The sequence below is a fragment of the Prosthecobacter sp. SYSU 5D2 genome, assembly GCF_039655865.1.
Taxonomy (GTDB): domain Bacteria; phylum Verrucomicrobiota; class Verrucomicrobiia; order Verrucomicrobiales; family Verrucomicrobiaceae; genus Prosthecobacter.
Genome location: NZ_JBBYXL010000007.1, coordinates 42,621 through 66,496, shown reverse-complemented (window position 1 = coordinate 66,496; position 23,876 = coordinate 42,621). Strand labels below are relative to the sequence as shown.

Annotated in this window: 23 protein-coding genes; 10 read left to right on the top strand and 13 right to left on the bottom strand. The window is 59.5% G+C overall.

All coding sequences use genetic code 11. The annotated features are described in order from the left end of the window. The first annotated feature begins 71 nt into the window (after positions 1 to 71). On the top strand, positions 72 to 1,820 hold the full coding sequence (locus WJU23_RS13065) for an SUMF1/EgtB/PvdO family nonheme iron enzyme (RefSeq protein ID WP_346333023.1): 1,749 nt from the start codon (positions 72 to 74) through the stop codon (positions 1,818 to 1,820). A 279-nt stretch (positions 1,821 to 2,099) separates the two neighbouring features. Then, positions 2,100 to 2,678 carry a cyclic nucleotide-binding domain-containing protein gene (locus WJU23_RS13060; RefSeq protein ID WP_346333022.1) on the top strand — a complete coding sequence of 193 codons (579 nt, stop codon included), beginning with the start codon at positions 2,100 to 2,102 and terminating at the stop codon, positions 2,676 to 2,678. Positions 2,679 to 2,734: 56 nt separating this feature from the next. Here WJU23_RS13060 and WJU23_RS13055 read toward each other — a convergent pair whose 3' ends face one another. From WJU23_RS13055 to ssb, 5 genes are all read right to left on the bottom strand, one after another. After that, positions 2,735 to 3,328, bottom strand: a complete 594-nt coding sequence (locus WJU23_RS13055; protein ID WP_346333021.1) for a sigma-70 family RNA polymerase sigma factor — start codon at positions 3,326 to 3,328, stop codon at positions 2,735 to 2,737. Positions 3,329 to 3,625: 297 nt separating this feature from the next. Then, the gene (locus tag WJU23_RS13050; protein WP_346333020.1) at positions 3,626 to 4,618 is read right to left on the bottom strand and encodes a Gfo/Idh/MocA family oxidoreductase; all 993 of its coding nucleotides are present in this window, start codon (positions 4,616 to 4,618) and stop codon (positions 3,626 to 3,628) included. A gap of 115 nt (positions 4,619 to 4,733) precedes the next feature. Beyond that, positions 4,734 to 6,041: a dicarboxylate/amino acid:cation symporter gene (locus WJU23_RS13045; protein ID WP_346333019.1), complete on the bottom strand. Its 1,308-nt coding sequence runs from the start codon at positions 6,039 to 6,041 to the stop codon at positions 4,734 to 4,736. A gap of 54 nt (positions 6,042 to 6,095) precedes the next feature. Continuing rightward, positions 6,096 to 6,326 carry a hypothetical protein gene (locus WJU23_RS13040; protein WP_346333018.1) on the bottom strand — a complete coding sequence of 77 codons (231 nt, stop codon included), beginning with the start codon at positions 6,324 to 6,326 and terminating at the stop codon, positions 6,096 to 6,098. 136 nt (positions 6,327 to 6,462) lie between these two features. Next, positions 6,463 to 7,053 (bottom strand): single-stranded DNA-binding protein, encoded by a 591-nt coding sequence (ssb, locus tag WJU23_RS13035; protein WP_346333017.1) that lies wholly within the window; start codon positions 7,051 to 7,053, stop codon positions 6,463 to 6,465. A 200-nt stretch (positions 7,054 to 7,253) separates the two neighbouring features. On the opposite strand from ssb, the gene WJU23_RS13030 reads away from it, so the two are divergent. Beyond that, entirely contained in the window at positions 7,254 to 9,038 is a 1,785-nt protein-coding gene (locus tag WJU23_RS13030; protein WP_346333016.1) for a 2-oxoacid:acceptor oxidoreductase subunit alpha, read from the top strand. A gap of 107 nt (positions 9,039 to 9,145) precedes the next feature. Here the strand turns inward: WJU23_RS13030 and WJU23_RS13025 are convergent, their stop codons facing one another. Then, positions 9,146 to 9,922, bottom strand: coding sequence for a hypothetical protein (locus tag WJU23_RS13025; RefSeq protein ID WP_346333015.1), 777 nt, complete (start codon positions 9,920 to 9,922; stop codon positions 9,146 to 9,148). Positions 9,923 to 10,076: 154 nt separating this feature from the next. On the opposite strand from WJU23_RS13025, the gene WJU23_RS13020 reads away from it, so the two are divergent. The 3 genes from WJU23_RS13020 (at position 10,077) to WJU23_RS13010 (ending at position 15,908) form a co-directional block, all read left to right on the top strand. Then, on the top strand, positions 10,077 to 10,523 hold the full coding sequence (locus WJU23_RS13020; RefSeq protein ID WP_346333014.1) for a 23S rRNA (pseudouridine(1915)-N(3))-methyltransferase RlmH: 447 nt from the start codon (positions 10,077 to 10,079) through the stop codon (positions 10,521 to 10,523). A 142-nt stretch (positions 10,524 to 10,665) separates the two neighbouring features. Beyond that, entirely contained in the window at positions 10,666 to 13,575 is a 2,910-nt protein-coding gene (locus WJU23_RS13015; protein ID WP_346333013.1) for a PAS domain-containing protein, read from the top strand. A gap of 26 nt (positions 13,576 to 13,601) precedes the next feature. Further along, positions 13,602 to 15,908: a response regulator gene (locus WJU23_RS13010; protein ID WP_346333012.1), complete on the top strand. Its 2,307-nt coding sequence runs from the start codon at positions 13,602 to 13,604 to the stop codon at positions 15,906 to 15,908. 61 nt (positions 15,909 to 15,969) lie between these two features. On the opposite strand, the gene WJU23_RS13005 is transcribed toward WJU23_RS13010, so the two are convergent. After that, on the bottom strand, positions 15,970 to 16,491 hold the full coding sequence (locus WJU23_RS13005) for a peroxiredoxin (protein WP_346333011.1): 522 nt from the start codon (positions 16,489 to 16,491) through the stop codon (positions 15,970 to 15,972). 82 nt (positions 16,492 to 16,573) lie between these two features. On the opposite strand from WJU23_RS13005, the gene WJU23_RS13000 reads away from it, so the two are divergent. Together WJU23_RS13000 and WJU23_RS12995 are read left to right on the top strand one after the other, a co-directional pair. Further along, on the top strand, positions 16,574 to 17,362 hold the full coding sequence (locus WJU23_RS13000) for a TatD family hydrolase (RefSeq protein ID WP_346333010.1): 789 nt from the start codon (positions 16,574 to 16,576) through the stop codon (positions 17,360 to 17,362). Between the two features lie 177 nt (positions 17,363 to 17,539). Next, positions 17,540 to 18,412 carry a LysR substrate-binding domain-containing protein gene (locus tag WJU23_RS12995; RefSeq protein ID WP_346333009.1) on the top strand — a complete coding sequence of 291 codons (873 nt, stop codon included), beginning with the start codon at positions 17,540 to 17,542 and terminating at the stop codon, positions 18,410 to 18,412. Between the two features lie 25 nt (positions 18,413 to 18,437). Here the strand turns inward: WJU23_RS12995 and WJU23_RS12990 are convergent, their stop codons facing one another. The 6 genes from WJU23_RS12990 to WJU23_RS12965 all read right to left on the bottom strand — a co-directional run bounded on the left by WJU23_RS12990 (position 18,438) and on the right by WJU23_RS12965 (position 23,065). Beyond that, a complete protein-coding gene (locus WJU23_RS12990; RefSeq protein WP_346333008.1) occupies positions 18,438 to 19,490 on the bottom strand; it encodes an MBL fold metallo-hydrolase in 1,053 nt (350 codons plus the stop codon). 106 nt (positions 19,491 to 19,596) lie between these two features. Then, positions 19,597 to 19,998, bottom strand: coding sequence for a TM2 domain-containing protein (locus tag WJU23_RS12985; RefSeq protein ID WP_346333007.1), 402 nt, complete (start codon positions 19,996 to 19,998; stop codon positions 19,597 to 19,599). A 94-nt stretch (positions 19,999 to 20,092) separates the two neighbouring features. Continuing rightward, the gene (gene gcvH / locus WJU23_RS12980; protein WP_346333006.1) at positions 20,093 to 20,470 is read right to left on the bottom strand and encodes a glycine cleavage system protein GcvH; all 378 of its coding nucleotides are present in this window, start codon (positions 20,468 to 20,470) and stop codon (positions 20,093 to 20,095) included. Between the two features lie 34 nt (positions 20,471 to 20,504). Then, on the bottom strand, positions 20,505 to 21,101 hold the full coding sequence (gene leuD / locus WJU23_RS12975) for a 3-isopropylmalate dehydratase small subunit (protein ID WP_346333005.1): 597 nt from the start codon (positions 21,099 to 21,101) through the stop codon (positions 20,505 to 20,507). Between the two features lie 36 nt (positions 21,102 to 21,137). Then, positions 21,138 to 21,740: a hypothetical protein gene (locus tag WJU23_RS12970; RefSeq protein WP_346333004.1), complete on the bottom strand. Its 603-nt coding sequence runs from the start codon at positions 21,738 to 21,740 to the stop codon at positions 21,138 to 21,140. 53 nt (positions 21,741 to 21,793) lie between these two features. Further along, positions 21,794 to 23,065 (bottom strand): PQQ-binding-like beta-propeller repeat protein, encoded by a 1,272-nt coding sequence (locus tag WJU23_RS12965; protein WP_346333003.1) that lies wholly within the window; start codon positions 23,063 to 23,065, stop codon positions 21,794 to 21,796. A gap of 409 nt (positions 23,066 to 23,474) precedes the next feature. Between WJU23_RS12965 and WJU23_RS12960 the strand changes: the two genes are divergently transcribed. Together WJU23_RS12960 and WJU23_RS12955 are read left to right on the top strand one after the other, a co-directional pair. Further along, a complete protein-coding gene (locus tag WJU23_RS12960; protein WP_346333002.1) occupies positions 23,475 to 23,693 on the top strand; it encodes a type II toxin-antitoxin system HicB family antitoxin in 219 nt (72 codons plus the stop codon). After that, positions 23,690 to 23,875: a type II toxin-antitoxin system HicA family toxin gene (locus WJU23_RS12955; protein ID WP_346333001.1), complete on the top strand. Its 186-nt coding sequence runs from the start codon at positions 23,690 to 23,692 to the stop codon at positions 23,873 to 23,875. The genes WJU23_RS12960 and WJU23_RS12955 overlap by 4 nt, the downstream gene beginning before the upstream one ends. The last annotated feature ends 1 nt before the right edge of the window (position 23,876 follow it).

Here is a 23,876-nt window from a genome sequence, read left to right as displayed (position 1 = left end):
AAGCCTCTCACCTTTGCCTCTCTCCCTGACCAGTGGACAAAAACCTCACCCCATGCTAAACGTTTCCTTCCATGTCTGACCACCACCCTTTGACCTCTGCCTTCTTCGCCCTCGTTGCGTTGCCCGGACTTTCCCTGGCTGCCGCCCCGAAGGTGGATTTCAACACCCAGGTGAAACCCGTTCTTGAGGCGGCCTGTACGCACTGCCATGGCGCTGAAAAGGACAAGGGCGACTTCCGGCTCCATACGAAGGAAGACATGATCAAGGGCAACGAAAACGGCCCCGGCCTCACCGCTGGCGACCTCAAAAAAAGCGCCGTTTACACCACTCTCATCCTCCCGCATGACGACGACATGGTCATGCCACCGGAAAAGGAAGGCCTGCTGGCCCCGAACCAGATTGAGGTCATCAAAGGCTGGATCGAGCAAGGTGCCGAGTGGCCTGCCGGTGTGACCCTGGAGGTGACTCCCCGCATTGATTTCGTCAAAAACATCCAGCCCATCCTGGAGCAAAACTGCGTCACCTGCCATAACCCCGACAAGGACAAAGGCGACTGGATCCTCAGCACTAAAAAGGAAGCTTTCGAGACCGGCGAAAACGCGCCCAATATCGTTGCCTTCGACCCCGCCAAAAGTGCTCTTTACCACCTCACCGCCCTCGCTGAAGACGAGGACGACCTCATGCCTCCAGCGAAGAGCGGCGGGCCTTTGAAGAAGGAGGAGATCGCCATGCTGAAAAGCTGGATTGAGCAGGGGGCGGTCTGGCCCGATGACGTCAAACTCAAGGCCAAGGAAAAAGGTGCCGATCCCACCAACAATCCAGACACCCTGGAACTGGTGAAAAAGATCCACGCCAAGATCGTCGCCACCGCCCAGGAGAAGACCGAGGCCGAGATGAAGTCCTACGACACCAAGGTCCCCAAGACCGGTGCCCCATACTCCATGGTCGTCATCCCCAGCGGCGAATACCTCCTCGGCAGCCCCGCCAGCGAGGCTGACCGTGCCGATGACGAAGGCCCGCAGGTGAAGGTCAAAGTGAAGCCCTTCTGGATGGGCAAATACGAAGTCACCTGGGACGAATACGAGCCCTTCCAGCTCACCGCCGAAGGCCGGAATAAAGACGGCAGCCGCAAGGTCTGGTCCCCGGATGACAAGCCGGAGGACCTCATCTCCCAGCCCACGCCGCCTTATCAGCCCATGGATTTCGGCATGGGCCGCAATGGTTTCCCCGCCATCTGCATGACCCAGCACGCGGCGAACAAATACTGCCAGTGGCTCAGCGCGCAGACCGGCCACTTCTACCGCCTTCCCACCGAGGCCGAGTGGGAATACGCCGCCCGCGCCGGCACCACCACCGCCTACTTCTTTGGCGATGACGTCAAAGACCTTGGCGAATACGCCTGGTATTTCGATAACGCCCCGAACTTCCAGTATAGCCTCGTCGGCAAGAAGAAGCCGAATCCCTGGGGCCTCTATGACATCCTGGGCAATGTCTGCGAATGGACGCTGGACCAGTACAAAGAGGACACTTACGCCGCCTGGGCTGATAAAAGCATCTCCAGCGACCAGTGGGTGAAATCCACCACCCCGTATCCCCACACCACCCGTGGCGGCACCTATGATGACGACGCCGAGTTCCTCCGCATCGCCTCCCGCCGCGCCTCCGAGCCCGCCTGGAAGCAGCAGGACCCGCAGCTCCCCAAGAGCATCTGGTACCTGACCGATGCCACCTGGCTCGGCTTCCGCATCGTCCGACCCCTGGAGATCCCCACCGTCGAGGAAATGTACTCCGCCTGGAACAACGGCGTCGCCCGCGAATAGCACTTCCTGATCAACCCCGCTTCCAAAAAGCCCCATGCCTTATGGTATGGGGCTTTTTATTGGTGTGCCAGACACCAGGGCGTACCCGCGTGCGAGGCATTCCCTCCATGCGCGACCGTCATGAATGAGCGCTGCTACCCTGTGTCATGGTTGGGTGATGCGGGTGGACCGCTGCTTTAGTGCATGAGTCATCCCCTGTCTGGGGGACAAAAAAGTTGTCTTTGCACGGGGATTGCTCTGTCATTCCATGCGGAGACGTGAAATAGTCAGCCGCATTCCATGAAAGAGTATGCTTACATTCACGAGGAAGGCCAGTTGCCAGCACCGCTGAGTTCGGTGCCCTTCCTGAACAGCTTTACGGAGGACCAGCTCGACGAAGTGCTGAATTCTTCCAGCCTGCTCCAGTGTGACGCAGGAGACACCATCATCAAAGAGGGCTCCATTGACTCGCGAATTTACATTCTGCTGAGCGGGGAGCTGGAGGTGAAGGTGGCGGGTAAAAAAGTGGCCACTATTTCGCGGGTCGGAGATGTGTTTGGTGAGCTGGCCCTGGTCAACCGTGACAAGCGGGCGGCCTCCGTCATCGCCGGCAGCCGGGCTTTATGCCTGGCGGTGGACCAAAAATTCCTTCAGGACATCCATCCTCGGGAAGAGGATCCGGAATTCCATGCCGCTCTTTTCGAATTTGTCGCCCGTTTGGTGGCGAAAAAGCTGGATGCGACTTCCCGCCGTCTGGCGGAGGTGGAAAAAGAATTGCGTTTGCTGAAGGAGTCTCTCTCCGGGGAAGCGGTTGCAGCGGATGGCAAACTCCCTGCCAAAGCGAAAAGTGCCCCTAAAAAAGCAATGGCACGCCATTGAGGCGTGCCATGCGGAGTTTTTTCACTGTGTTTCCGTAACGTGAACCTTTCTAGGGGTCACGCCAGACGGGGCTTCACCAGCGTCTCAAGACGGCTCACGCCCCGGCGGATACGGGCTTTGATGGTGCCCAGCGGTTCATTCAGGCGTTCAGCCACCTCGGCCTGCGTGAGACCGCTAAAATAAGCCAAGTGAATGGCCTGACGCTGGTCATCATTAAGTTTGGAGACGGCGCGCTGGACGATGGAATCCCGTTCCTTTTCCTCCAGGATTTCATGCCCGGACTCCTGGAATTCGAACTGAATTTTTTTGTTCTCAAGTTCAAAGTCATCATTGAGCCGGGAGCGTCTTTGCTTGGACCTGATGCGGTCAATGGCACGGTTGCGGGCCATGGTGGTCAGCCAGGTGAGGGGCTTGCCCTTGCGAGGCTCATAAAGGTGAGCTTTGTTCCAGAGCTGGACGAGCACTTCCTGCATCACATCCTCCGTGTCATGATGGTCATTCAAGACATTGGAAATGGCGGCAAAAATCAGGCCGGAATATTTGCCGTAAAACTTCTGGAAGGCTGCTGAGTCACGTTCAGCGATCCGCTGGATCAAATGAATGTCTTCCTTTATCTGACGCTCCTGTTCGAGATCGATGGCTTCAGTCATAATTTTTGGGGGGTCAAAGTGTGATGCCCATGGGACAGAGTTATTCCAGACATCGACAAATTGATCTTTGTTCAATGATTTGTCAATTAAATGTCGAATAAAATCTGTCTAATGTTGGATCTTTGTCTAATATTTAGTGATGCCTACAGCGCAGGTCACGGCCTGCGGCTGGTGCCGTGCGTGGGTCTTTTCTAACCTTGCAGATTTTAACCCGAACTCTGCGGTTGATCATGGCGATCGGCGGCGAACCCCGGCCTCATGCGGTCCGCTGCCTGCGGAGCCCAGTATGCTGCCGGTTCAGCTTTTGGGTTCAACTGCTTCTGGTGGCAGCCATGCCTCAGGCGCCCCGGCTTTTGCCAGTACCTCGCGTAAAGTCACCGGCTTGCCATCCTTGGCTTTGCTTTGCTGGGCAGCCTCCATGAACGCATAGATTTCCAGTGTTTGCCCGGCAGAGACAGGCGGCTGGGAGGTCTGGAAAAATTTGACAATCTCCCTCAGCATTGGGGTGTAATCACCTTGGTTCTTTTGTTCGACAACGCCGTTTTGTCCAAACCGGGTCAGTTTATAGTTTGTCGAACCCATGGGCATCGCATGGATGGCATGCAGGGTGCCGAGACGGTCGCCCTGCCATTTTCCAGTGACGATGGATGCAGCCTCAGAGGCGGTACAGCGTACTTCCTGACAGCCTGAGCCCATGACGGTGAACAACGCCTCCGTCGGGTGGATGCCATAAAAAAACAGATCCGGATGATGAGGCAGGCGGGGAGACGGGCCATAGGAAATGGCTGCGATGGCAGGGGTGCTCTCTGCCGTGGCCACTTCCACCACTCCTGGATACCAGCGTATTGAGGAGGCGCTGAACATGGGGACCTTGGCGTCAGCGGCCAGGCGGTAAATTTCCACCACTTCCTTCAGGGAAGCTGCCACTGGCTTGTCCAGGAAGAAAGGCTTTTTGGAGAGGATCACCTCGCGCACCTGTTCCAGGTGGGGGCGGCCATCCATGCTGAGGATCATCACTGCATCCACGGCCGCACAGACTTCAGTAATGCTGCCCAGAATTTGAACTCCGTATTTGTCTTTCAGCGTGGCGGTGAACCCTGCGACGCGTTCCGCACTTTCTGGCAGATCCGGGCTGCCGCCTGGAAAGGCCGCGACCACCCGGGCTCCAGGGATGTGGCTTGGGTTGGCAGGATCGTTCAGCCGCAGGGTAAATTGTTCACTGTGGGAGGAATCCAGGCCGATGAGGCCGATGCGCAGATTTTCAGCCATAAGGAGACGGGGAAAGAGCATGGCTGCAAAAGCCATGATGAGCGCGGACAGGAATCTGGGGTGCCTGGCGACCATAGTCTAAGTTCGCACGGGAATGCGGGGGCATGCAAGCTGTGAAACAGCTCCTTGTTTTGCATCACCCAATTTCATTCGGCGGCGGGGGCGTGATTGGATCACTTAAATTGGCCCGCAGCGCTTCAGCTGTCACTTCTCCCTCCCAGCGGCTGATGACCACTGTCGCCACGCCATTGCCCACCAGGTTGGTCAGGGAGCGGCATTCGCTCATGAAGCGATCAATGCCCAGGATGAGCGCCATGGCCTCCACCGGCACGCTGGGCACGGCGGAAAGTGTGGCCGCCAGGGTGATGAATCCGGCACCCGTCACGCCACTGGCCCCTTTGGAGGTGACCATCGCCACCAGCAGCAGCGCCATCTGCTGGCCCAGATCCAGCGGAGTGTTCGTCGCCTGGGCCAGGAAGACTGCGCCCATGACCATGTAAATGTTCGTCCCGTCCAGATTGAAACTGTAGCCGGTGGGAATGACCAGCCCGACGGTGGAAGGTGCACAGCCCAGGCCACGCAGCTTTTGGATCATCTGCGGAAGCACGGTTTCAGATGAACTGGTGCCCAGCACCACCAGCAGCTCCTCCTTGATGTAGATGAGGAAACGAAAGATGGAAAAGCCTGCCACCCGGGCAATGAGGCCCAGCACCACGATGACGAACAGGGCCGAGGTGGTGTAGAAACCCAGCATCAAAGCCAGCAGTTGCTGCAGGGAACCGATGCCGTAATTGCCAATGGTGGAAGCCATGGCCCCAAGGGCACCGAGGGGTGCCACTTTGATGACGATGCGCATGATGCCAAAGAACAGCTCGCCGACATGGTCCACCACATGCAGGATGGGTTTTCCGCGTTCACCAAGGCCCGAGATGGAAAAGGCGGCCAGCAGGGCCACAAACACGACCTGCAGCAGGTTCCCTTCCGTGAACGCCCCCGCAAAAGCATTGGGGATGATGTTGAGCAGAAAGTCCACCGTGCTCAGCGACTGGCCCTTGCTGGCATAGGCCTGCACTGCCGCCACGTCCTCTGCGTTTAGCTGGGTGAGGTCCGCATTGAAGCCCACGCCCGGTTTCAGTGTATTGACCACCACCAGGCCGATGAGCAGCGCCAGGGTGGACACCACTTCAAAATAAAGCAGCGTCTTCCCGCCCACACGGCCCAGTTTTTTCAGGTCGCCCACGGAGGCGATGCCATGCACCACGGTGCAAAAGATGATCGGGGCGATCATCATCTTGATCAGCTTGATGAAGCCCTTGCTCAGCGGGTCCAGGGCCTTGCCTGCGTCAGGGAAAAAATGGCCGATGGCAATGCCGATGACCACCGCAATGAGCACCTGAATATACAGGACACGATACCAGGGCGTGCGGGTGGGAGAGATGTGCATGGCGGGAGCGGCCTGATTCAAGCCTGTACTCCCTGCCAAATGCAAGCAGCGTCTTTATTTGTCTGCCTTTGGCTGCACTTTGTAGCGGCCGGGACTCTTTTGATAGCTGTCCAGACAGGTGGCGCAGCAGAAGATGATGGTGCCCTGGTCAGAGAAAACGCGGTAAATTACCCGCCCGGGCTTTCCATCTACCGGGCAGAGGTCGTTGATGGGGAGTCCTCCTTTGGCAAAAAGGGCAGTGAAGCCGGAGGCGAGGAGGAGCAGGGCGGGGAGGAGTGCTTTCATGGCAGTCAGGTCAGGTTTCTGCCGGGCAAAAGGACCGTCCTTTCACACGGACATAGCGCCAACGCCCCGTCCGACCCTTTTCCTAGAGAACTGCCAATGCCTGCGTGCGGATGCACAAACCACGCGCAGTCAGCCATCAAAACGGGATGTCATCGTCTTCCATGCCTTCGGTGATGGGCCCCTCGCCGAAGTCATCCTGCTGGGCCGGAGCCGGGCGCTGGGCCGGCTTCTGCTGCTGGGCCGGGCGCTGGTAACCACCACCACCACCACCACCGCCATAACCACCGCCGCCTGCTGGGCGCCGCTGCTGGGCGGGCGGGGCGCTGTAGCCATCGTCATCACCGGCATAATTGCCGCCACCACCGCCGCCGCCCCCTGCAGGGCCGCCAGCGCCTTTGCTGTCCAGAAACTGCATGTTTTCAGCCACCACGCGGATCTTGCTGCGCTTCTGGCCGGTGGCCTTGTCTTCCCAGGTGTCCATTTGAAGACGGCCTTCGATGAAGACGGAGCGTCCTTTGGCCAGGTACTGCCCGGCCAGCTCGGCTGTCTTGCCCCAGAGGACAATGTCCAGATAAGTCACCTCTTCCTGGCGCTCTCCGCTGTCAGTGAGGTAGCGCCGGTTGACGGCAATGGCCATGTCACAGACCGCGCTTCCCTTGGGGGTGTAACGCACCTCCGGATCGCGGGTGAGATTGCCGATAAGCATGACTTTATTGAGCGAGGCCATAATCCCCCACCTTATCCACCCGCCAGACACTGCGACAACTTTTTTGTGGGGCTTTCAGAAAGAGCGGGCGGAGGCGCCTCCCCAGGAGTGTTTTTTATGCAGCCAGGTTAAAACGCTGTCTTGACGTGCGGGCCAGGTTCATTGCAGCATCAGATTTACGATCAAAGCCTCCAACCTTCGGCGTTGATTGCAGCCTAACCATGTCCACAGCCACTGTTCCACCGGTGTCGTCATCGACGACTCTTCGCAATGCAGTCATCCGTCTTGCAGGCAATTCGCAGGACGGGATCCAGTCCATCGGAGGGTTTCTCGCGCGGCTTGCGGGGCGGACCCAGCACGATGTGATGACGTATATGACGATCCCGTCCACGATCTCGGGCGGGCCGTCCATTTTCCAGCTTCATCTGGGCTCCGGGGAGGTGCTGCATCCGGGGGATGAGAGTGATGTGCTGGTGGCCTTTTACCAGCACAGCTACGAGGCGCACATCAGTGCTCTGCGGGAGGGAGGCATCTGCTTTTATGACAGCGGGGAAGTGACGGAGGTGAAGAATGAGCGTGGCATCCACCACATTGGCATCCCCTTCACGGCGGCGACGGTGGAGGCCATTGGCGGCAGTGCGCGGGACCGGGGCAAGAACATGTTTGTGCTGGGGCTGCTCTGCGCGGTCTATCAACTGGACCGGGACAAGCTGGCGGGCATTGTGAGCCGCCAGTTTGTGAAGAAGGATGAGAGCGTGCTGCGCAATGCGCTGCTGGCCTTTGATGCGGGGTATGCCTATCCCATTGGTGACATGGGCACCTTTAATTTTGAGGAAGGTGAGCATAAGGACGAGCACCGGCTGAGCACGGACGGGAATACGCTGATGACGATGGGGCTGATCGCCGCCGGGGTGAGGTATGGCTCCGCGTATCCGATCACGCCGTGGTCCAGCATCATGGAGACGCTGCGCAGCGAACTGCCGAAGTATGGCGGCATGTATGTGCAGGCGGAGGATGAGCTGGCGGCGGTGTCCATGACCATCGGGGCCGCCTACGCGGGGCACCTGGCGGTGACAGGAAGTGCGGGGCCGGGGCTGAGCCTGAAAATGGAGGCGCTGAGCTATGCGAGCATGGCGGAGATCCCGCTGATCGTGATCAATGTGCAGCGCGGGGGGCCCTCCACCGGCCTGCCGACAAGTGTGGAGCAGAGCGATCTGATGCAGGCGATCTATGGCAGCCACGGGGACTGCCCGCGCATTGTCCTGGCACCGAAGGACGTGGAGGACTGCTTCTATATTGCGCTGGAGGCGGGAAAACTGGCCCGGCAGTATTCTTGTCCGGTGATCATTTTAAGCGACCAGGCGCTGAGCAGCCGCATTGAGGCATTTACGGAGCCGGACCTGGATCTGCACTGGGTGGAACCGGGACTGGATCTGTCAGACCGGCCGGCCGATTTCAAGCCGTATCCGCTGGACCAGGTGACCCGGCATGCACCGCCGGGGGCAAAGATGACAGGCGGGCGGTATCCCCATGTGACGGGGCTGGAGCATGATGAATGGGGCCACCCGAGCGGGAACCCGAAGATGCACCAGAAGATGACGGACAAGCGCCGGAACAAGCTGGTGGATCTGGCCAACAGCCTGCCGCTGCCGGAAGTATACGGGGACGAGGAAGGTGATGCGCTTTTAATCGGCTGGGGCAGCAGCTATGGGCCGATCAAGGAGAGTGTGAACCGCCTGCGTGCGGAAGGGCACAAGGTGGGGGCGGCGCATCTGCGGAATCTGCACCCGATGCCGGCAAAGCTGGACACCCTCTTCGCCAAGTATAAGAAGGTGGTGGTGGTGGAGATGAATGACGTGGGGATGTATGGCTACGGACAGCTGGCCATGCTGCTGCGGGCCAGCCTGGCGGATCCGAAGATCCGGTCCGTCTGCAAGACGGACGGATTAAATTTCCGAATCCATGAGATCGTCACCGGCGTAGAAAAGATAATGTCGGATGTGTGAGTGTGTGTGTTTGCGGGAGCGCAAACGCCAGATAAAATAAAAACCCCGCCTTGGCCATGAGCCGGGCGGGGTTTTTTCTCACAACGAACGGGAGGTTCGAAAAGGGGCTACTGCGGTGGCACACGGAAAAGTTTGCCCGTGTAGGGGCACTTCACTTCCATGCCGGTAGGCAGTCCGGTCACGTCCACGAGCTGATGCTTGGCGGCGTAAGGGCTGTTGACGAAGCCGGCGCGGCCAGGGATGGCGGAGCCATAAGGGAGATCCGAGGCGGGCTCAGGAGCAGGCGTGACTGAAGGAGCCGGGGAAACATCTGGCGTGGTCGCCGGAGCAGGTTCAAGACTAGGTTCGGACGGGGTGATGGAGGCTACTTTGTCCGGAGTCGAAGAGGGCACAGGCACCGTCACGGAGGACCGGGGCTTTGACTGCTGAGGCTTGGGCTTCGGAGTGGCCGCGATGCGTGGCTCCGAGGAACTGCTGCTCATTCCTCCAGGGACGATGAACGGCTTTTGTGTGTAGGGACACACAACTTTGGATCCTGCGCTCATGCCGCGAACATCTACCAGGCGTCCTGGGCTGGTGTAAGGCGTGCGGACATACCCTGGAAGATCGTTGGCGGCGCGGGCGACAGGCAGGCTCCCCGCCTGGACAGGGGCGGACTGGCGTTTGGGAGCCACTGCGGGAGATGTATTCTGCGCCACCATCTCCCTGGAAGGGGAAGTAGAAAGCGGAGCGCCCGAAGAACTTCCCATATAATAAGAGATCAGGCCTTTGTTCTGGATCTGATTCCACGCTTCACGGGGAGGCATCGAACAGGAGGCGAGGACCAACAGGGATGAGCCCATGAGGGGCAGACGGAGCCGGGAGAGCATCTGGGAGTAGATCATGGCAAGGGCGCGTTTTTTTGAATACGCTTTCGCATTCTAGTGAATTTTTTAGATTATGCAACAGCAATGGTAAAAAGAGGCTTCAATAACCGCTTAAAATTCAACTTTTATTAGATTTACCATAAGGTTGCGAAAGCTGATTTTGCAGCGAGACATGGAAATGCACTGGAGAATCATCACCGTTGGAAAACCTGCCCTGACTTGGGCCCGTTTAGGCATGGAGGATTATTTTCACCGGCTCCGGCGGGTGGCCAAAGTGGAGCATGTGGTGATCAAAGAAGGACCTCGGGATCAAGTGGAAGGGCAGCTGTTAAATGCCAGCGCGGACAGCCTGCGTGTGGTCCTTGATGAGCGTGGCAAGGCTTATCGCAGCTTGGAACTGGCGCGCTGGATTGAGCAGAAGGACCTTCATGGAACCAAGCGGGCCAGCCTGATCATCGGAGGTGCGGACGGACACAGTGAATCTTTCCGCAAGCAGGCTGATGAATGCTGGACCTTATCAACGTTTACATTGCAGCATGAAATCGCGCTGGTTGTACTGGCTGAACAGCTCTACAGAGCTTATAGTATCCTACGAAATGAGCCCTATCACCGGGAATAATACGCAAGTCATGTTTTTCGCCAAAATGAGACGCATTTCTCTCAGGATTCGCCTTGTTGATAACTTGGGATCCGCTTATATTTAAAAAAATACGATTTTCAGCCTTGAGGCATTCTCAATGTCAACCTCTGTCCTCCGAAACGTGATTCAACCCAAGCAGGCACCACCTTCCCACCCGAGGGCGGGTGCGGTGGAGACTGGGGACATGGAGCGCCCGGTGGAGGAGATGGAAGTCATCCTTGGGGTGTTGATTGAAAATGCGCCTGTGGCGATGGCGATGTTTGACCACCAGATGCGCTACCTCCTGGCCAACCGGTCCTGGGTGGAGGAGTTTTCCCTTCAAAGCGTGCAGCCATTGATCGGGAGAAACCAATATGAGGTCTTTCCAGGAATGCATCCTGGCTGGCGGCAGGTCTATGACCGGGCCTTGCAGGGGCATGTGGTGCGCAGCGAGCATGATGCGCTCTCCGGGCCGGACGGACGCCGGGTGGTTTACCGCTGGGAAGTGAGGCCGTGGAGAAGGAAAAAAGACGCCAGTGTGGGCGGGCTGATGGTGACTTGTGAGAAGTTTGGCAACGCGGCCGCCATTCAGGCCCTGGCATCTGACGAGGAGACGCAGGCTGAGGAAAAGGCCCGGCCTAAACCGGGGAATGGAGACCTGACCAATTCCACGCTGCCGATGGCGCTGCTGGATGAAGCGGGCATCATCCGGCAGACGAATGCAGCGGCCACTGAACTGGGCCTGGCCCGCGGAATCCAGGAAGGAGTCTCCGCCTTCTGGGAAGTGTTTGCAGACATGCGGGAGGCGGCGCGTCTGCAATTGCAGTGGGGTGTGGCTTTGGAAAAACTGGCGGGGGAGAGCAAAACCACCGGCTGGGTGATGGAGCTGCCTGCAATGCAGTGCCAGGCCTTCACGGATGTGCAGAAGCTGCCGCCCCAGCGCTGGCTGGTGACGCATTGTGAGAGCCATGAAGGAAAAAGATTCCTGGCCTTGCAACTGCCGTCGTCCCTTGGAAGTGCCGGCCGGCCCAATGCCGTCACACCGCCCAATTTGCCTGCCATTGCCAATGCAGTGGCCAGCATATCCCAGCCGCCTTCCCAGGCAGAAGCGCCTGGCCAGGCGCTGGAACTGCGCCGCTTGCAGGATGAACTGGCCCGTGCCCGGCAGGAGCTGCGTACGCTGCATGAGGCGGAACGGATCTTTACTCAAAGAGAGACGCGGGTACGCCAGTATCTGGACGCCCTGCCGTGTGGCGTGCTGGTGCTGGATGAACTGGGCACGCCACTCTACCAGAATGAACCTCTGACGAAGCTGCTGGGACGGCCCATCCAGAAAGAGGAGACGGTGGAGGCCTGGCTGGGTGCGGCGTGCCCGAATGATGAACACCGGGAGGAAGTGAATGCGCTGTGGCGGGAGGATGTATGGCGGCGGCAGCTGACACGCCTTTTCTCCCTGGCGACGGCGGACGGTCTGCTGAAGGAACTGGAATTTCAGCCGTCCGGCCTGCCGGGCGGCGGGCTGCTGGTGTGCATCCAGGATGCGACGGAGCTCTGCCGGCATGAGGAGCAGTTGCGTGCGACAGAGGCGAAGTTCCGCACCTTGCTGCATGAATCCCCGCTGCCTGTGGTGCTGATGGACAAGGCCGGCGCGGTCTTTGAGGTCAATCATCTGGCGGAAAGTTTGTTAGGCCATCCGAAGGCTGAGCTGCGCCGCCACCCGCTGGACACCTGGCTGGAGCCGGAGGATGCCCGTGCGCGCCGCGAAGCCCTGAAGCAGATGCTGGAGACGGGCGGCAGAAGCTCTTCACTGCAGGTGCGTGTGCAGCAGCCGGGGCAGAAACCTGTCCCTGCCATGCTGACGCTGGCCCCGGTGATGGACTCCATGGGCCAGCCGCACTGCACGGTTCATTTCTTCCAAAAAAACCCGGTGGCTGAATCTGCCGTGCTACCTGCCGCTCCGGCACCAGCGGCAGATGCCCGCGCAACTGCCAGTGCTGCCCCGGATTCCGGTCCAGTGCATTATGAGCCGCTGGAGCAGCTTTTGCTGCAGACGAATGTGAACGGCCGGATCAAGCAGATCACTCCGCGCGGTCTGGAGCTGCTGGGGCTGACGGAGGCGGAGGCCAGGGGGCGTGCGCTGCATCTGCATTTCCGTCCGTCCGATCCTACCGGCTTCTATGCGGAGCTGACGCGGCTTGCAAAAGATGAGGATCCGGTGGCCGAGCTGCCTTGCTACACCCGCTCCGGAGAGCGCCAGTCCTGCCGGCTGAAGGTGGCAGCAACTGACGGAGGCGGATTTGACTTTGAACTGACGGAGCTGACGGAGGTGGCCATCACCGGCTCCGGCGCGGAAGATGAGGCGGAAGCAAAGGCGGACCATGGCCACGGCCAAAGTCTGCTGTCCTCGGCGTGGCCGGTCGCAGATCTTTCCCGGGAGAAGCTGCTGCTTAGCGAGACGCATCACCGGATCAAAAACCACCTGCAGATCATCTCCAGCCTGCTCAACCTGGAATCCAACACGCTCCATGAGCAGGATGCGCGGAGCGCACTGCGCTCCAGCCAGAACCGGGTGCGGGCCATTGCGGAGTTGCACCAGCATCTTTACCAGATCGCCTTGGGCACCGCAGAAAACTTCAGCGTCTTTGCCGAGGGGCTGGTTCAGCGTTTGCGCGAGTGCTACCAGATCCCGCCTGAGCAGGTGAAGGTGGACCTGGAACTGGAGGAGGGCAGCATCCAGCAGGAGTGGATGATGCCGCTGGCGCTGACGCTGAATGAAACGCTGTCCAACAGTTTTGAGCATGCCTTTCCTGAGGCCCGTGAAGGCTATGTGAAGGTAAGCCTGACTTTTGGTGCCAATGGCGGGCGGCTGCTCGTATCTGATGACGGCATCGGATTGCCAGAAGGCTTCAGTGCTTCTGCCTCAACCGGACTTGGGCTGAAAATACTGGCAGTTTTTGCGGAGCAGATGAAAGGACAGCTAACTTTTCAGGCTGGAAATTCTGGGGGGACCGAAATTCAGTTGCGATTTCCTATAGCCAATGCTGATATTTAGAGTTAGCGTAGTATTGTTAACTCAAAATGAATGGTTCTGACCGCATTCGCATACTGATTGTCGAGAACGAAGGGCTCGTTGGCTGTGACATGGCCGCCTGTCTCAACGGGCTGGGCTATCGCGTCGTCGGAACCTGCGCAACAGGGGAGGACGCCCTGAGGCTCTATGATGAGCTGCAACCGGACCTGGTACTGATGGACGTACATCTGGATGGTACCCTGGACGGGATTGAGACCACCAGGCGCCTGCAGCAAAAAGGTCACGTGGGCGTGGTCTATGTGACAGCCTGTGCGGATCTGGAGACGGTGCAGCGTGCCCGTGAGACCCAGCCCCACGGCTATCTCCTCAAGCCATTTAACCAGGATGAGCTGAGGCTGACCGTGGAAGTCGCCGCGACACGGCACCTGAAGGAAATGGACCGGGTGAGGCGGGAGCAGAGCTATTTTGAGACTTTTGAAAGTCTCGCGGACGGAGTGATTGCAGCCGATCTAGCAGGGGTCATTGTTTTTATGAACCCGGCGGCGGCGCGCATCACCGGCTGGGAGCAAGGCCAGGTGGTGGGAAGATCGCTGCATGAGGTTTTCCGCATCTATCATGCCAGCGGTGAGCCGGCGGCGGTGGAACTGAGCACGGCGGCGCACTCCGCCAATGAACGGACCGTGTGGCTGACGACGCTCAACGGCAATCGCGTGGCGGTGCAGGACCGGTCCACGCCGCTGCGGGACCAGTCGGGCCAACTGACAGGCGTAGTCATCCTTTTTCGCGGGCTGCCCGTGCCGGCTTCTGAAGCGCCATCTGCAAGCGCGGCGGCGGAACGCGCAGCCCAAGCACCTTTGGTGGACGTGGTGGAAAGCATCTCCGATCCGCTCATCGCCCTGGATGGCGGATGGAACCTTATCTATGCCAATGCCAGTGCGCAGAGGCTTTTTGAACGCGGGCCGGACAAGCTTTTGGGAGCCAACCTCTGGGACCTGCTGCCGACCGCCACGCGAGAGTCACACTATGAGGCGCTGGCCCATGCGCTGCTGCACCGGGAATCGGTGACGCGGGAGCTGTATTTTGAGGAGAAGCAGACCTGGCTGGAGATCCGCGGGCATCCCTTTGCCGAAGGGCTTCTGGTGCTGATGCAGGACATCACGAGCCGGCGTGAGGAGGCGGAACGGCGCAACCGCATGGACAGGCTGGAATCCCTGGGACTGCTGGCGCGTGGTTTTGCCCACGAATTTAACAACCTGCTGACGGTGCTGCTGGGGAACATCTCCCTGGCGGAAATGCGCCTGCGCAGTGCGGTGCAACTGCCGGAACTCCACACGGCCAAACAGGCCACCCTGCAGGCTCAGGGACTGGTGCAGCAACTGCTGACCTTTGCGCGCGGCGGAGCCCCGATCAAACGGCCGACGCAACTCGGGGATCTGGTGGAGCAGTTTTTCCTGCATCACAGCCGGGCCACCCGCATCGAATACCGGCTGGAGCTGGCTCCGAACCTGCCCAACCTGGCCGTGGACCCGGCGCAGATACGCCGTTTGTTAGGCAATCTGATCCGCAATGCGGAGCAGGCCCAGGGGGACGGCGGTGTCATCACCGTGCGCTGTGTGGCGGCGGATCCGGGGGAAATGTTTCCGCATGAGATGCTGGCCGACCATCCGTCCCTGCCCACGGGGATCGTGATCGAGGTGAATGACCAGGGGGAAGGCATCACGACGGAAAATCTGGCGCATATTTTTGAGCCCTACTTCAGCACCCGCAAGGCGGAGAATGCCACGGGCTTGGGCCTGACGGTGTGTGAATCCATCGCCAAGGCGCATGGAGGTTCCATCTCCGTCAGGAGTGAGGGTGAGAAGGGCACGTCGGTGCGCTTCTACCTGCCCGTGGATGCAGAGGGCGAGGAAGTGGATGCCATTGGCATCAGTACAGCTTTTGAAAATGCACCCCATTCATCCGTGCCGCGCATCCTGGTGCTGGAAGATGATCCGCTGGTGCGCAGCCTGATCGTACGCAACCTGAGCAGCCAGAACTACGAGATCACCGAAAGTGCGGAAGGCAGTGAGACCGTGCGCTTGTATCAGGAGTCGCTGCAGGAGGGACGTGCCTTTGACCTGGTGATCCTGGACCTGTCGATCCCCAATGGAATGGGAGGCGTGCGGGCGATGGAACGCCTGCGCCAGCTTGATCCGGACGTGCTGGCCATCGTCTCCAGCGGGTATTCGGACGACCCGGTCATGGCTAAACCGGCAGCTTATGGTTTTGCTGCGGTGCTGCCCAAACCGTATGAACCTGCGGACATGATCCGTCTGGTGAAGACGGTGCTGGCACAGCGGACAGTGAGGCAGTAGGGCGAAAAAAAGCGCCGCCTGGTGAAAGGCGACGCTTTTAATAATAACTAAAAGGGCTGGCTTACTTGGTTTCCGCCAGGACGCGCTTGATGTCATCGGCCTGGTCGGCGGTGGAGGCCTTGGTGTCTTTCCAGATGATTTTGTCACCCTTGACGAGGAAGGCCTGGCGGCTGGCGAGGTTGGCGGTGCCTTTGACGATGCGGTCCACCTTGAAGGCGTCCACAATCTTGCCTTCGGGGTCGGCGATGAGGTCGTAGGGGAGCTTGAAGTCGTCCCTGAATTTTTTCTGCGCTTCCGGCTTGTCGAAGGAGACGCCCAGGACCTGAACGCCGTCCTTGGTCAGGTCGGCAAAGGCATCGCGGAGGGAGCAGGCCTGCTTGGTGCAGCCGGGGGTGTTGGCCTTCGGGTAAAAGAAAACGACGGTGGGGCCTTTGGCATAGACATCGGTGAATTTGACGGTGTCGCCGTCCTGGTTGATACCGGAAACTTCAGGGGCTGGAAGGCTCACTTTTTCTCCTTCACTGGCGTGGGCGCTGGTGAAAAGGCTGGCGGCGAGAGCAAGGATTGTCAGGGTGTGTTTCATGGGTTTGAATGGGGAAGAGGATCAGCGTGTAGCTGACGCTTCATAAAACGCACGGACCCGCTCACATATTCCCAAGACTGTCATGCTGTTTGATGCCCATAACCATCTGCACGATTCACGCCTGGACCCCTGGCGTGCGGAGGTGATGAAGGTGCTGGCAGGCTGTGATTTGGCAGAAATGGTGGTCAATGGCACCCGTGAGGACGACTGGCAGGCGGTGGCAGATCTGGCGCGGCAGCATGCCTGGGTGCGGCCTGCCTTTGGCCTGCACCCTTGGTTTGTGAAGGAGAGGGCGAAAGGATGGGAGGAAAAGCTGGCAGCCTGGTTGCGTGAGTTTCCACAGGCGGTGGTGGGGGAGATCGGCCTGGACCGGTGGATCGAAAATCCTGATGTGGAGGCGCAGGTGGAGTGTTTTCGTTCGCAGCTTGAGATGGCGAAGGAGATGGAACGTCCAGCGACGATCCATTGTCTGCGTGCCTGGGGGCTGCTGGAGGAGGAACTGCGTACGCGGGCTCTGCCGGGGCGGGGTTTCCTGCTGCATTCTTATGGCGGACCGGCGGAGATGATTTCTGGCTTTGTGAAAATGGGGGCGTATTTTTCACTGTCGCCGTATTTTGGACATCCGCGCAAGGCGGCGCAGCTGGCGGTTTTTAAGGAGGTGCCGCTGGAGCGTCTGCTGGCGGAGACGGACGCACCGGATATGCGACCGCCGGAGGAGATGAATCCGCATCCATTAGGCGGGGAGGAAGAGCCGCTCAATCATCCGGCGAACCTGAAAGTGAGCTATGAGCTGCTGGCCAGGGGGCGAGGACTTCCGATGGAAGAACTAAAAGGCCAACTGGAGGAAAACTACCACCGTCTTTTCGGTTAGGCCACTCTGAACGCAGGTGGTGGCAAGCAGTCCCCTCATCCTGCCTCTATCGTCAAGAAGCTCACGGTAAGGATGAGAGGGCGCCTGGGCCGGGGGGAACCACGTGACGATATTGACAGTTAACAATGAATTGATCTAATTGATAATGTGTGAATCAATGATTGATAAAATCGATCAATGAATTTTCGCGATCTTGAATATCTGGCTGCTGTAGCGGACCATCTGCACTTTGGCCAGGCGGCTTCGGCCTGCCATGTCAGCCAGAGCACGCTGAGCCTTCAGTTGCAAAAGCTGGAGGCCGGGCTGGGTGTGCAACTGATCGAGCGCACCAACCGGCGGGTGGTTTTCACGGCTGCCGGGCAGGCTTTCGTTTCCCGGGCCAGGGACATTTTGCGCGCGCGCCAGGAGATGATGGACGAAGCGGAGATCGAGGCCGGGCAGATGCCTGCGGAGATCACGTTGGGGCTCATTCCCACCATCGCGCCGTACCGGCTCGGGGCGGTGCTGACGGCGATGAAAAAAGCCTGTCCGGACACGCTGGTGAGGGTGGTGGAGGATGTGACCGGTGAGCTGGAAAAAGGCGTGGCGACGGGCAGGCTGGATGCGGCCATCCTGGCCACGGACTGTGGGGATGCCCTCATCGAGGCCACCTGGCTGATGGATGATGAGCTGCTGCTGGCCGTGCCGGCCGGCCATCCGCTGGCAGCCCGCAAGCGGCGGATGGACCCCGGTCTCATCAGCGGGGACAAACTGCTGCTGCTGAAGGACGGGCACTGTCTGCGGGACCAGGCGCTGGATTACTGCACGGCGCATGGGAGCGGGCGCGGGCATGAATCCGTTGCCACGAGCATCGAGACGCTCTTGACGCTTGTCCGCCATGGTGCTGGCGTGACCTTGATTCCCAAGATGACCCTGGACCACCGTCCATCCGCGGCGGGGGTGGTGTTTGTGAAACTGAACCCGCCACCCATGCGCCGAATCCGTCTCATGACGCGAAAAACTTCCCGGCTGGGCCACCGGCTGGCCAAGGTGCTGATGGCCATGGGATGAGGTGAAAAAGCCGGTCCTCGGATGACTATTTTGCGCGTGTCTGAAAGGTGCGGGAATGCTGCCGGGAGGGGACTTCCAGTGTGTAGCTTTTGGCGTCGGTACTCACGGAGCAGCGGATGTGCCGCGCGGTGCAGGCCTCGCCCTCGTCTCCGTGGTTGGCGATCATGGTTTTGTCCGGGGTGTTCTGGGCATCGTCGCGGATGTTTTCATGCACCTGGTACATGGCGATGATGGAGGGGGTGGATTTCAAGGCCTCCATGGCGGAGGTGCTGGTGCCTTTTTTGGGACCGTTGTTCATCACGGAAACGGTGGGCTGCAGGCTGCGGACGAGCACCGGGTTGTTGCTGCTTTCCAGACCGTGATGGTTGACCTGATACAGGTCCACGGTGCCGGCGAGATTGACGGGGGTGACGAGCTTTTCCTCGGCATTCCAGGTGAGGTCGCCGCCGTCAAAAAAGCGGAACTCCCCGAACTGGAGCAGGAGCACGATGCTGTTGGCATTGTCGCTGGGGTCCGGTGCTTTGGGTGGCACGCTGCCGGTGAGGGGATTTTGAGGAAAGCCGGCTGGCGGGCTGATAAACTTTTGGTTAGCGCCGAGGCAGCGCAGGCTGAGGGTGGGCGCGCCTTGGGGCTGCTTCAGCGGCACGGTGTCCCCGGCAGCGAGGGTGATGCGGTTTGCCACTTTGGCATTCAGATAAGGGCGGCGCATCAGAGTCCAACGCATGTCCTGCGGTTTGCCATCGGGGCTGCCTTCAGGCACGCCTTTGTCATACAGGGTGCCGATGGGCATTAGCTCCGCCAGCTCTGCCAGACCACCGAAGTGGTCGCCATGAAAATGGGTGATGATGACGTGGTCCAGGCGCTTCAGGCCGGCTTCTTCAGTGGCCACCTGCTTGATGCGCAAGGGATCGCGTCCGCCCGGATTCCCGGTATCCACAAGAATGGATTCACCCGCCGGCGTGACGATGAGGGTGGAGCCGCCACCCTCGGAATCTATCCAGTAAATGTCCAGGGTGCCCTCCCGCGCCTGGACGAGGGAAAGGGAGGCAAAAAAGAAAACGAAAAGGAGATGTTTCATGGCGGGTTGGCTGACATGAGGGAGACGGCGGGTCTCTCACGATGTGTGATGATGCAACGCCGCCTCCCTGTTGTGCAAGCTTTCCCGGATGAAACGAAGTCTGCGGTCAGGCTTTTTTGTTCAGCTCATCCAGCTGGTCATTCAGCGTGCAGAAGTCATAGATGACGCCGATGAGGAAACCGCCGCCAGTAAGGAGGTAAAGCAGACCGGTGAGCCACTTGCCCTGGTAAAACCGGTGGACGCCGAAGATGCCAAGAAAGGTCAGCAGGATCCAGGCGAGGGAGTACTCATACGGCCCCGGTGTGTAGCGGCGGTCCGCCTGGCGGTCCATGGACGGAATGAGGAAGAGGTCCACGATCCAGCCGATGAGAAGAAGGCCGCCAGTGAAGAACCAGATGACCCCGGTGACCGGCTTGCCAAAATAAAAGCGATGCGAGCCAAGGAACCCGAAGATCCAGAGGATGTAACCGAGGGCTTTGTTGTGAGTGGAGATGGGAGCGGTATTCATAACACTGCCAGCATGCTCTCACACAAGGGATGATCCAGTGCAATCTGGGGGCGGGTTTGGAACGCAACGCCCCGGCCTCGTTAAGCTGAGAAGCCTAACCAATATGCACCTGATAAGCCGCTGCATCCATGAGGGAGGCAGCTTCATCGGGGCTGGAGAGCTTCATTTTGAAGATCCAGCCGGCTCCGTAGGGATCGGTATTGATGAGGCCTGGCTCGGCATTGAGGGCATCATTGACCTCGACGATCTCACCACTGACGGGGGCGTAGATGTCGCTGGCGGCTTTGACGGATTCTATCACGCAGACCTGCTGGCCGGCGGTGACGGAGCCAAGTTTAGGCAGGTCCACAAAGACGACGTCGGTCAGCTCCGCCTGGGCGTGGTCCGTGATGCCGACGGGGGAAATGTCCTGCGTGGGGTCCACCCACTCATGGGAATCGCGATAACGGAGCTGATCGGGAACGTTGCTCATGGCGGGTGGCGGTGTGGGGAGAGTTGAGGGAAAATTAGACCCAGCCCATGGTGGTCATGCGGCTGTGAATGGCGTCTTTGGCCTCCAGCAGCTCGGCGATGGGGTCCCATTTGCCACTGGTGAGGGCTTCGTGGGCGGTGGCGGGGATGTTGACGCTGAAGCTGTCGTCACCATAGATGACGCGCTTGTTTTCCACATCCACGGTGACCTGGATGGCGGGATTCACTTCCACAGCGGCGGCGACTTTGGCGATGTCTTCTGCTGAAGCCATCACGCAGGGGATGCCGAGGGTGGTGCAGTTGCCAAAGAAGATCTCGGCGAAGCTCTGGGCGATAACGGCGCGGAAGCCGAAACGGTAGAGGGCCTGCGGGGCGTGCTCGCGGGAGCTGCCGCAGCCGAAATTGGTGCCGGAAAGCAGGATGGATGCGCCTTTATGCTTGGGGTCATCCACAGGATGGCCGGTGGGCTTGCCATCCTTGTCAAAGCGGACGTCATAAAAAGCGAATTCACCCAGGCCGTCAAAGGTGACGCACTTCATGAAGCGGGCAGGGATGATGCGGTCCGTATCAATATCGGAGCCTGGGACGTGGACGGCAGTGCCGGAAACTTGGGTGATCTTTGCGAGGGCCATGGTGAGCCGCCACTCATAGCAGGAAAAAATCTCCGCTCAAGCTCCAACGCGGGCCCGGTTGAAGACCCAGCCGATTCCGGCTCCGAAGCCGAGGCCGTAGCACAGCCCCCAGGAGAGCTTGCCCATGAGGGCGGCGTGGGCCTTGTCCGCAGGGGCGAGGTCGTGAAAGGCGGGTTTTTTCAGCCAGTAGTCATACATGGCCCAGTCCCCAGCGAAATAACCGGCGGTATGGAGGACAAAAAGGGCCACGGCGGCGGCGATCCAGCCCCGCGTGCTGCCCAGGAGCTTCATGCTGAGCCAGGCGAAAACCAGGCAGCCTGCGGCCGCGCCCACCCATTCGCCTGTGCGGCCTTTCAGGCCAAACCAGGCGATGCACCACACGAGGGAGTAAAGCAGGAAAGCGGGCAAAAAGGCCTTGTAAAACCGCCCCATGCCACCTGCGAGAGGACTGAGCAACAATCCAGACAGGCCGAGAAACACAGCGGCGATGGCCGCATACATGCCGAGCTCCCCGCCAAAGTTTTTGAAAGCCTTGGCAGCGAATGCCCAGACGGAGAAAGCGGCGACGCTGACGAAGGCGAAGCCGAGGGCCCCGTGGACCAGGTCCAGGGCAAGCGGGCGGACGGTTGGAGAGGACATCACTTTTTAAACGAAAGAAGGTCAAGGAAACCTGCGGAGACAGGGCGCGGGTTTCAGCGCCGTTTGCCAATGCAATAAACAAACCGGTCGGAGCGGAGATAAAACTGGCCGTCCGCGACGGCGGGGGTTGCATTGACGACGCTGCTGTCCAGAGGCGGGCTCTGGGCGAGGAGTTCAAACTCCGGCCGGGCAGCGACGACAAAGGTGCCTTGGTCCCGGCTGACGTAATAAAATCTGCCCTCGCTCAAAATGGGGGAGGCGAAGACGCGGTTGCGCCGCTCCCGGCTGAGGGGCGTGGCAAAGACTTCCTCGCCAGTCTCGGCACGGACGCAATGGAAGATCCCGCGAGAGTCATTGGCCCAGTAGAGGTGGCCCTCATGATATACCGGGGAGGAGACATTGGAGCCGATCTTGAGCTCCCACAGCACATGGGTATCGGAGACATCGCCGCTGCCACCGGCACGCACGGCCATGGCACCGCCCGCGCCCGGCAGGCCGATGACATAGGCCACGCCCTCATGCACGGTGACGGAGGGGCAAAGCTCGGCTCCGCGCAGGGCACGGCAGGTCCAGAGTTCCTGGCCGGTGGCAGGGTCAAAGGCGTGCAGCTTGCCGCTGGAGTTGACGATGAGTTCATCCCGCCCGCCGATGGTGGCGATGGCCGGGGTGTTCCAGGAGGCGGGGAGGCCGCCACGTACGGACCAGATGACCTTGCCGTTGGTTTTGTCCAGCGCCACCAGATTGTCACCCTCCAGGGCGGCATTGACGATGAGCAGGTTTTTATAAAGAAGGGGGGAGGCTCCATTGCCCCACTTGTGCGCCTTTTCACCGACATTGGCCTGCCACAGTTCCTGGCCGCGCAGGGTGTAGGCATGGACTCCGGCGGGGCCGAAGAAAAAGTAAACATTCACGCCATCGGAGACGGGAGTGCTGGAGGCATAACCATGCATGGTGATGTACTCGCCAGTGTAGGCTTGATCGGGGCCGTCGGCCTGGATTTCCTTGTTCCAGAGGATGCTGCCATCCGCCCGGTTCAGGCACAGGGCGTGGCGTCGGAGGCGGGTCATGTCGCCAGGCTCTTTGACGTCGCTGCCGTAGCCGCTGTAGCAGGTGAGGTACATCACCCCGCCGACGATGATGGGGCTGGAGGATCCCGGGCCGGGCAGTTCCGTCTTCCAGGCGATGTCTCCGGCATCCCACTTCAGCGGCAGGCCAGTCTCTGCCGTGCTGCCATCGCCATTGGGTCCGCGAAAGCGCGGCCAGTCGGCGGCGCTGGCCGACAGCAGAGACAGTGCGGCCAAGGTGAGTTGGAGGAGTCGGTGCATGGTTGGTGAGTTAAAACGTCCCCCTCCTGGTGAATATTAGCTCGGTCGCGCTGGGAGGTCTCTCTTCGAACGCGCCTTGTCCAAGCGCGGGCTTTGATTTATAATGTAATCATGGTTCTCGGACTCCATCCCGCACTCCTCGGTCTCTCAGTGGAAGACAAGCTTCGGTTGGCCGAGGAATTGTGCATGGAAGTCATGTTGGATGTCGCAGGTAAAATCGGCTCTGGCGTCCGTGGTCAAACAACGCCTGGATGAATACAGGGGCATTTCCAAAAAGTTGCATTCTTTGGGAGGAACTGAAAAGCCGTCTGATCGGGCGTCAATCTGTCCAGTGACAACGTATTTTGTAAAGCCGGCAACCGGCATACCGCCACTTGATGATTCCCTTGTCCTGTTTTAATCTTTTTCCATGAATTTTACCGCTGTTTATGAACCCTCAAGCGAGGGTGGGTACTCTTGTTATGTGGAGGAGATTCCTGCTGCGATCTCTGAAGGTGAAACTTTGGAGGAGGCCGAGGCAAACCTCAGGGAAGCATTGCAACTCGTGCTCGATTGCCAGCGGGAGCTGGCTGAGCAGTCTCGCAGTCCTTTAAGTGTGAAGCGCAGTTTCCAACTGGCGACTGCATGAAGCTGAGTGATCTCGAAAAGCATTTGCGCCAGCATGGATGCATTCTCTACCGGCAAGGAGGAAACCATTCCATCTGGTTCAACCCGGCCAACCGAAAACTGACCAGCGTACCCCGTCATCGGGAAGTGAAAGAGAATACGGCACGAGCCATTTGCAAGCAGTTGGAGATCCCCCAGCCTTGAT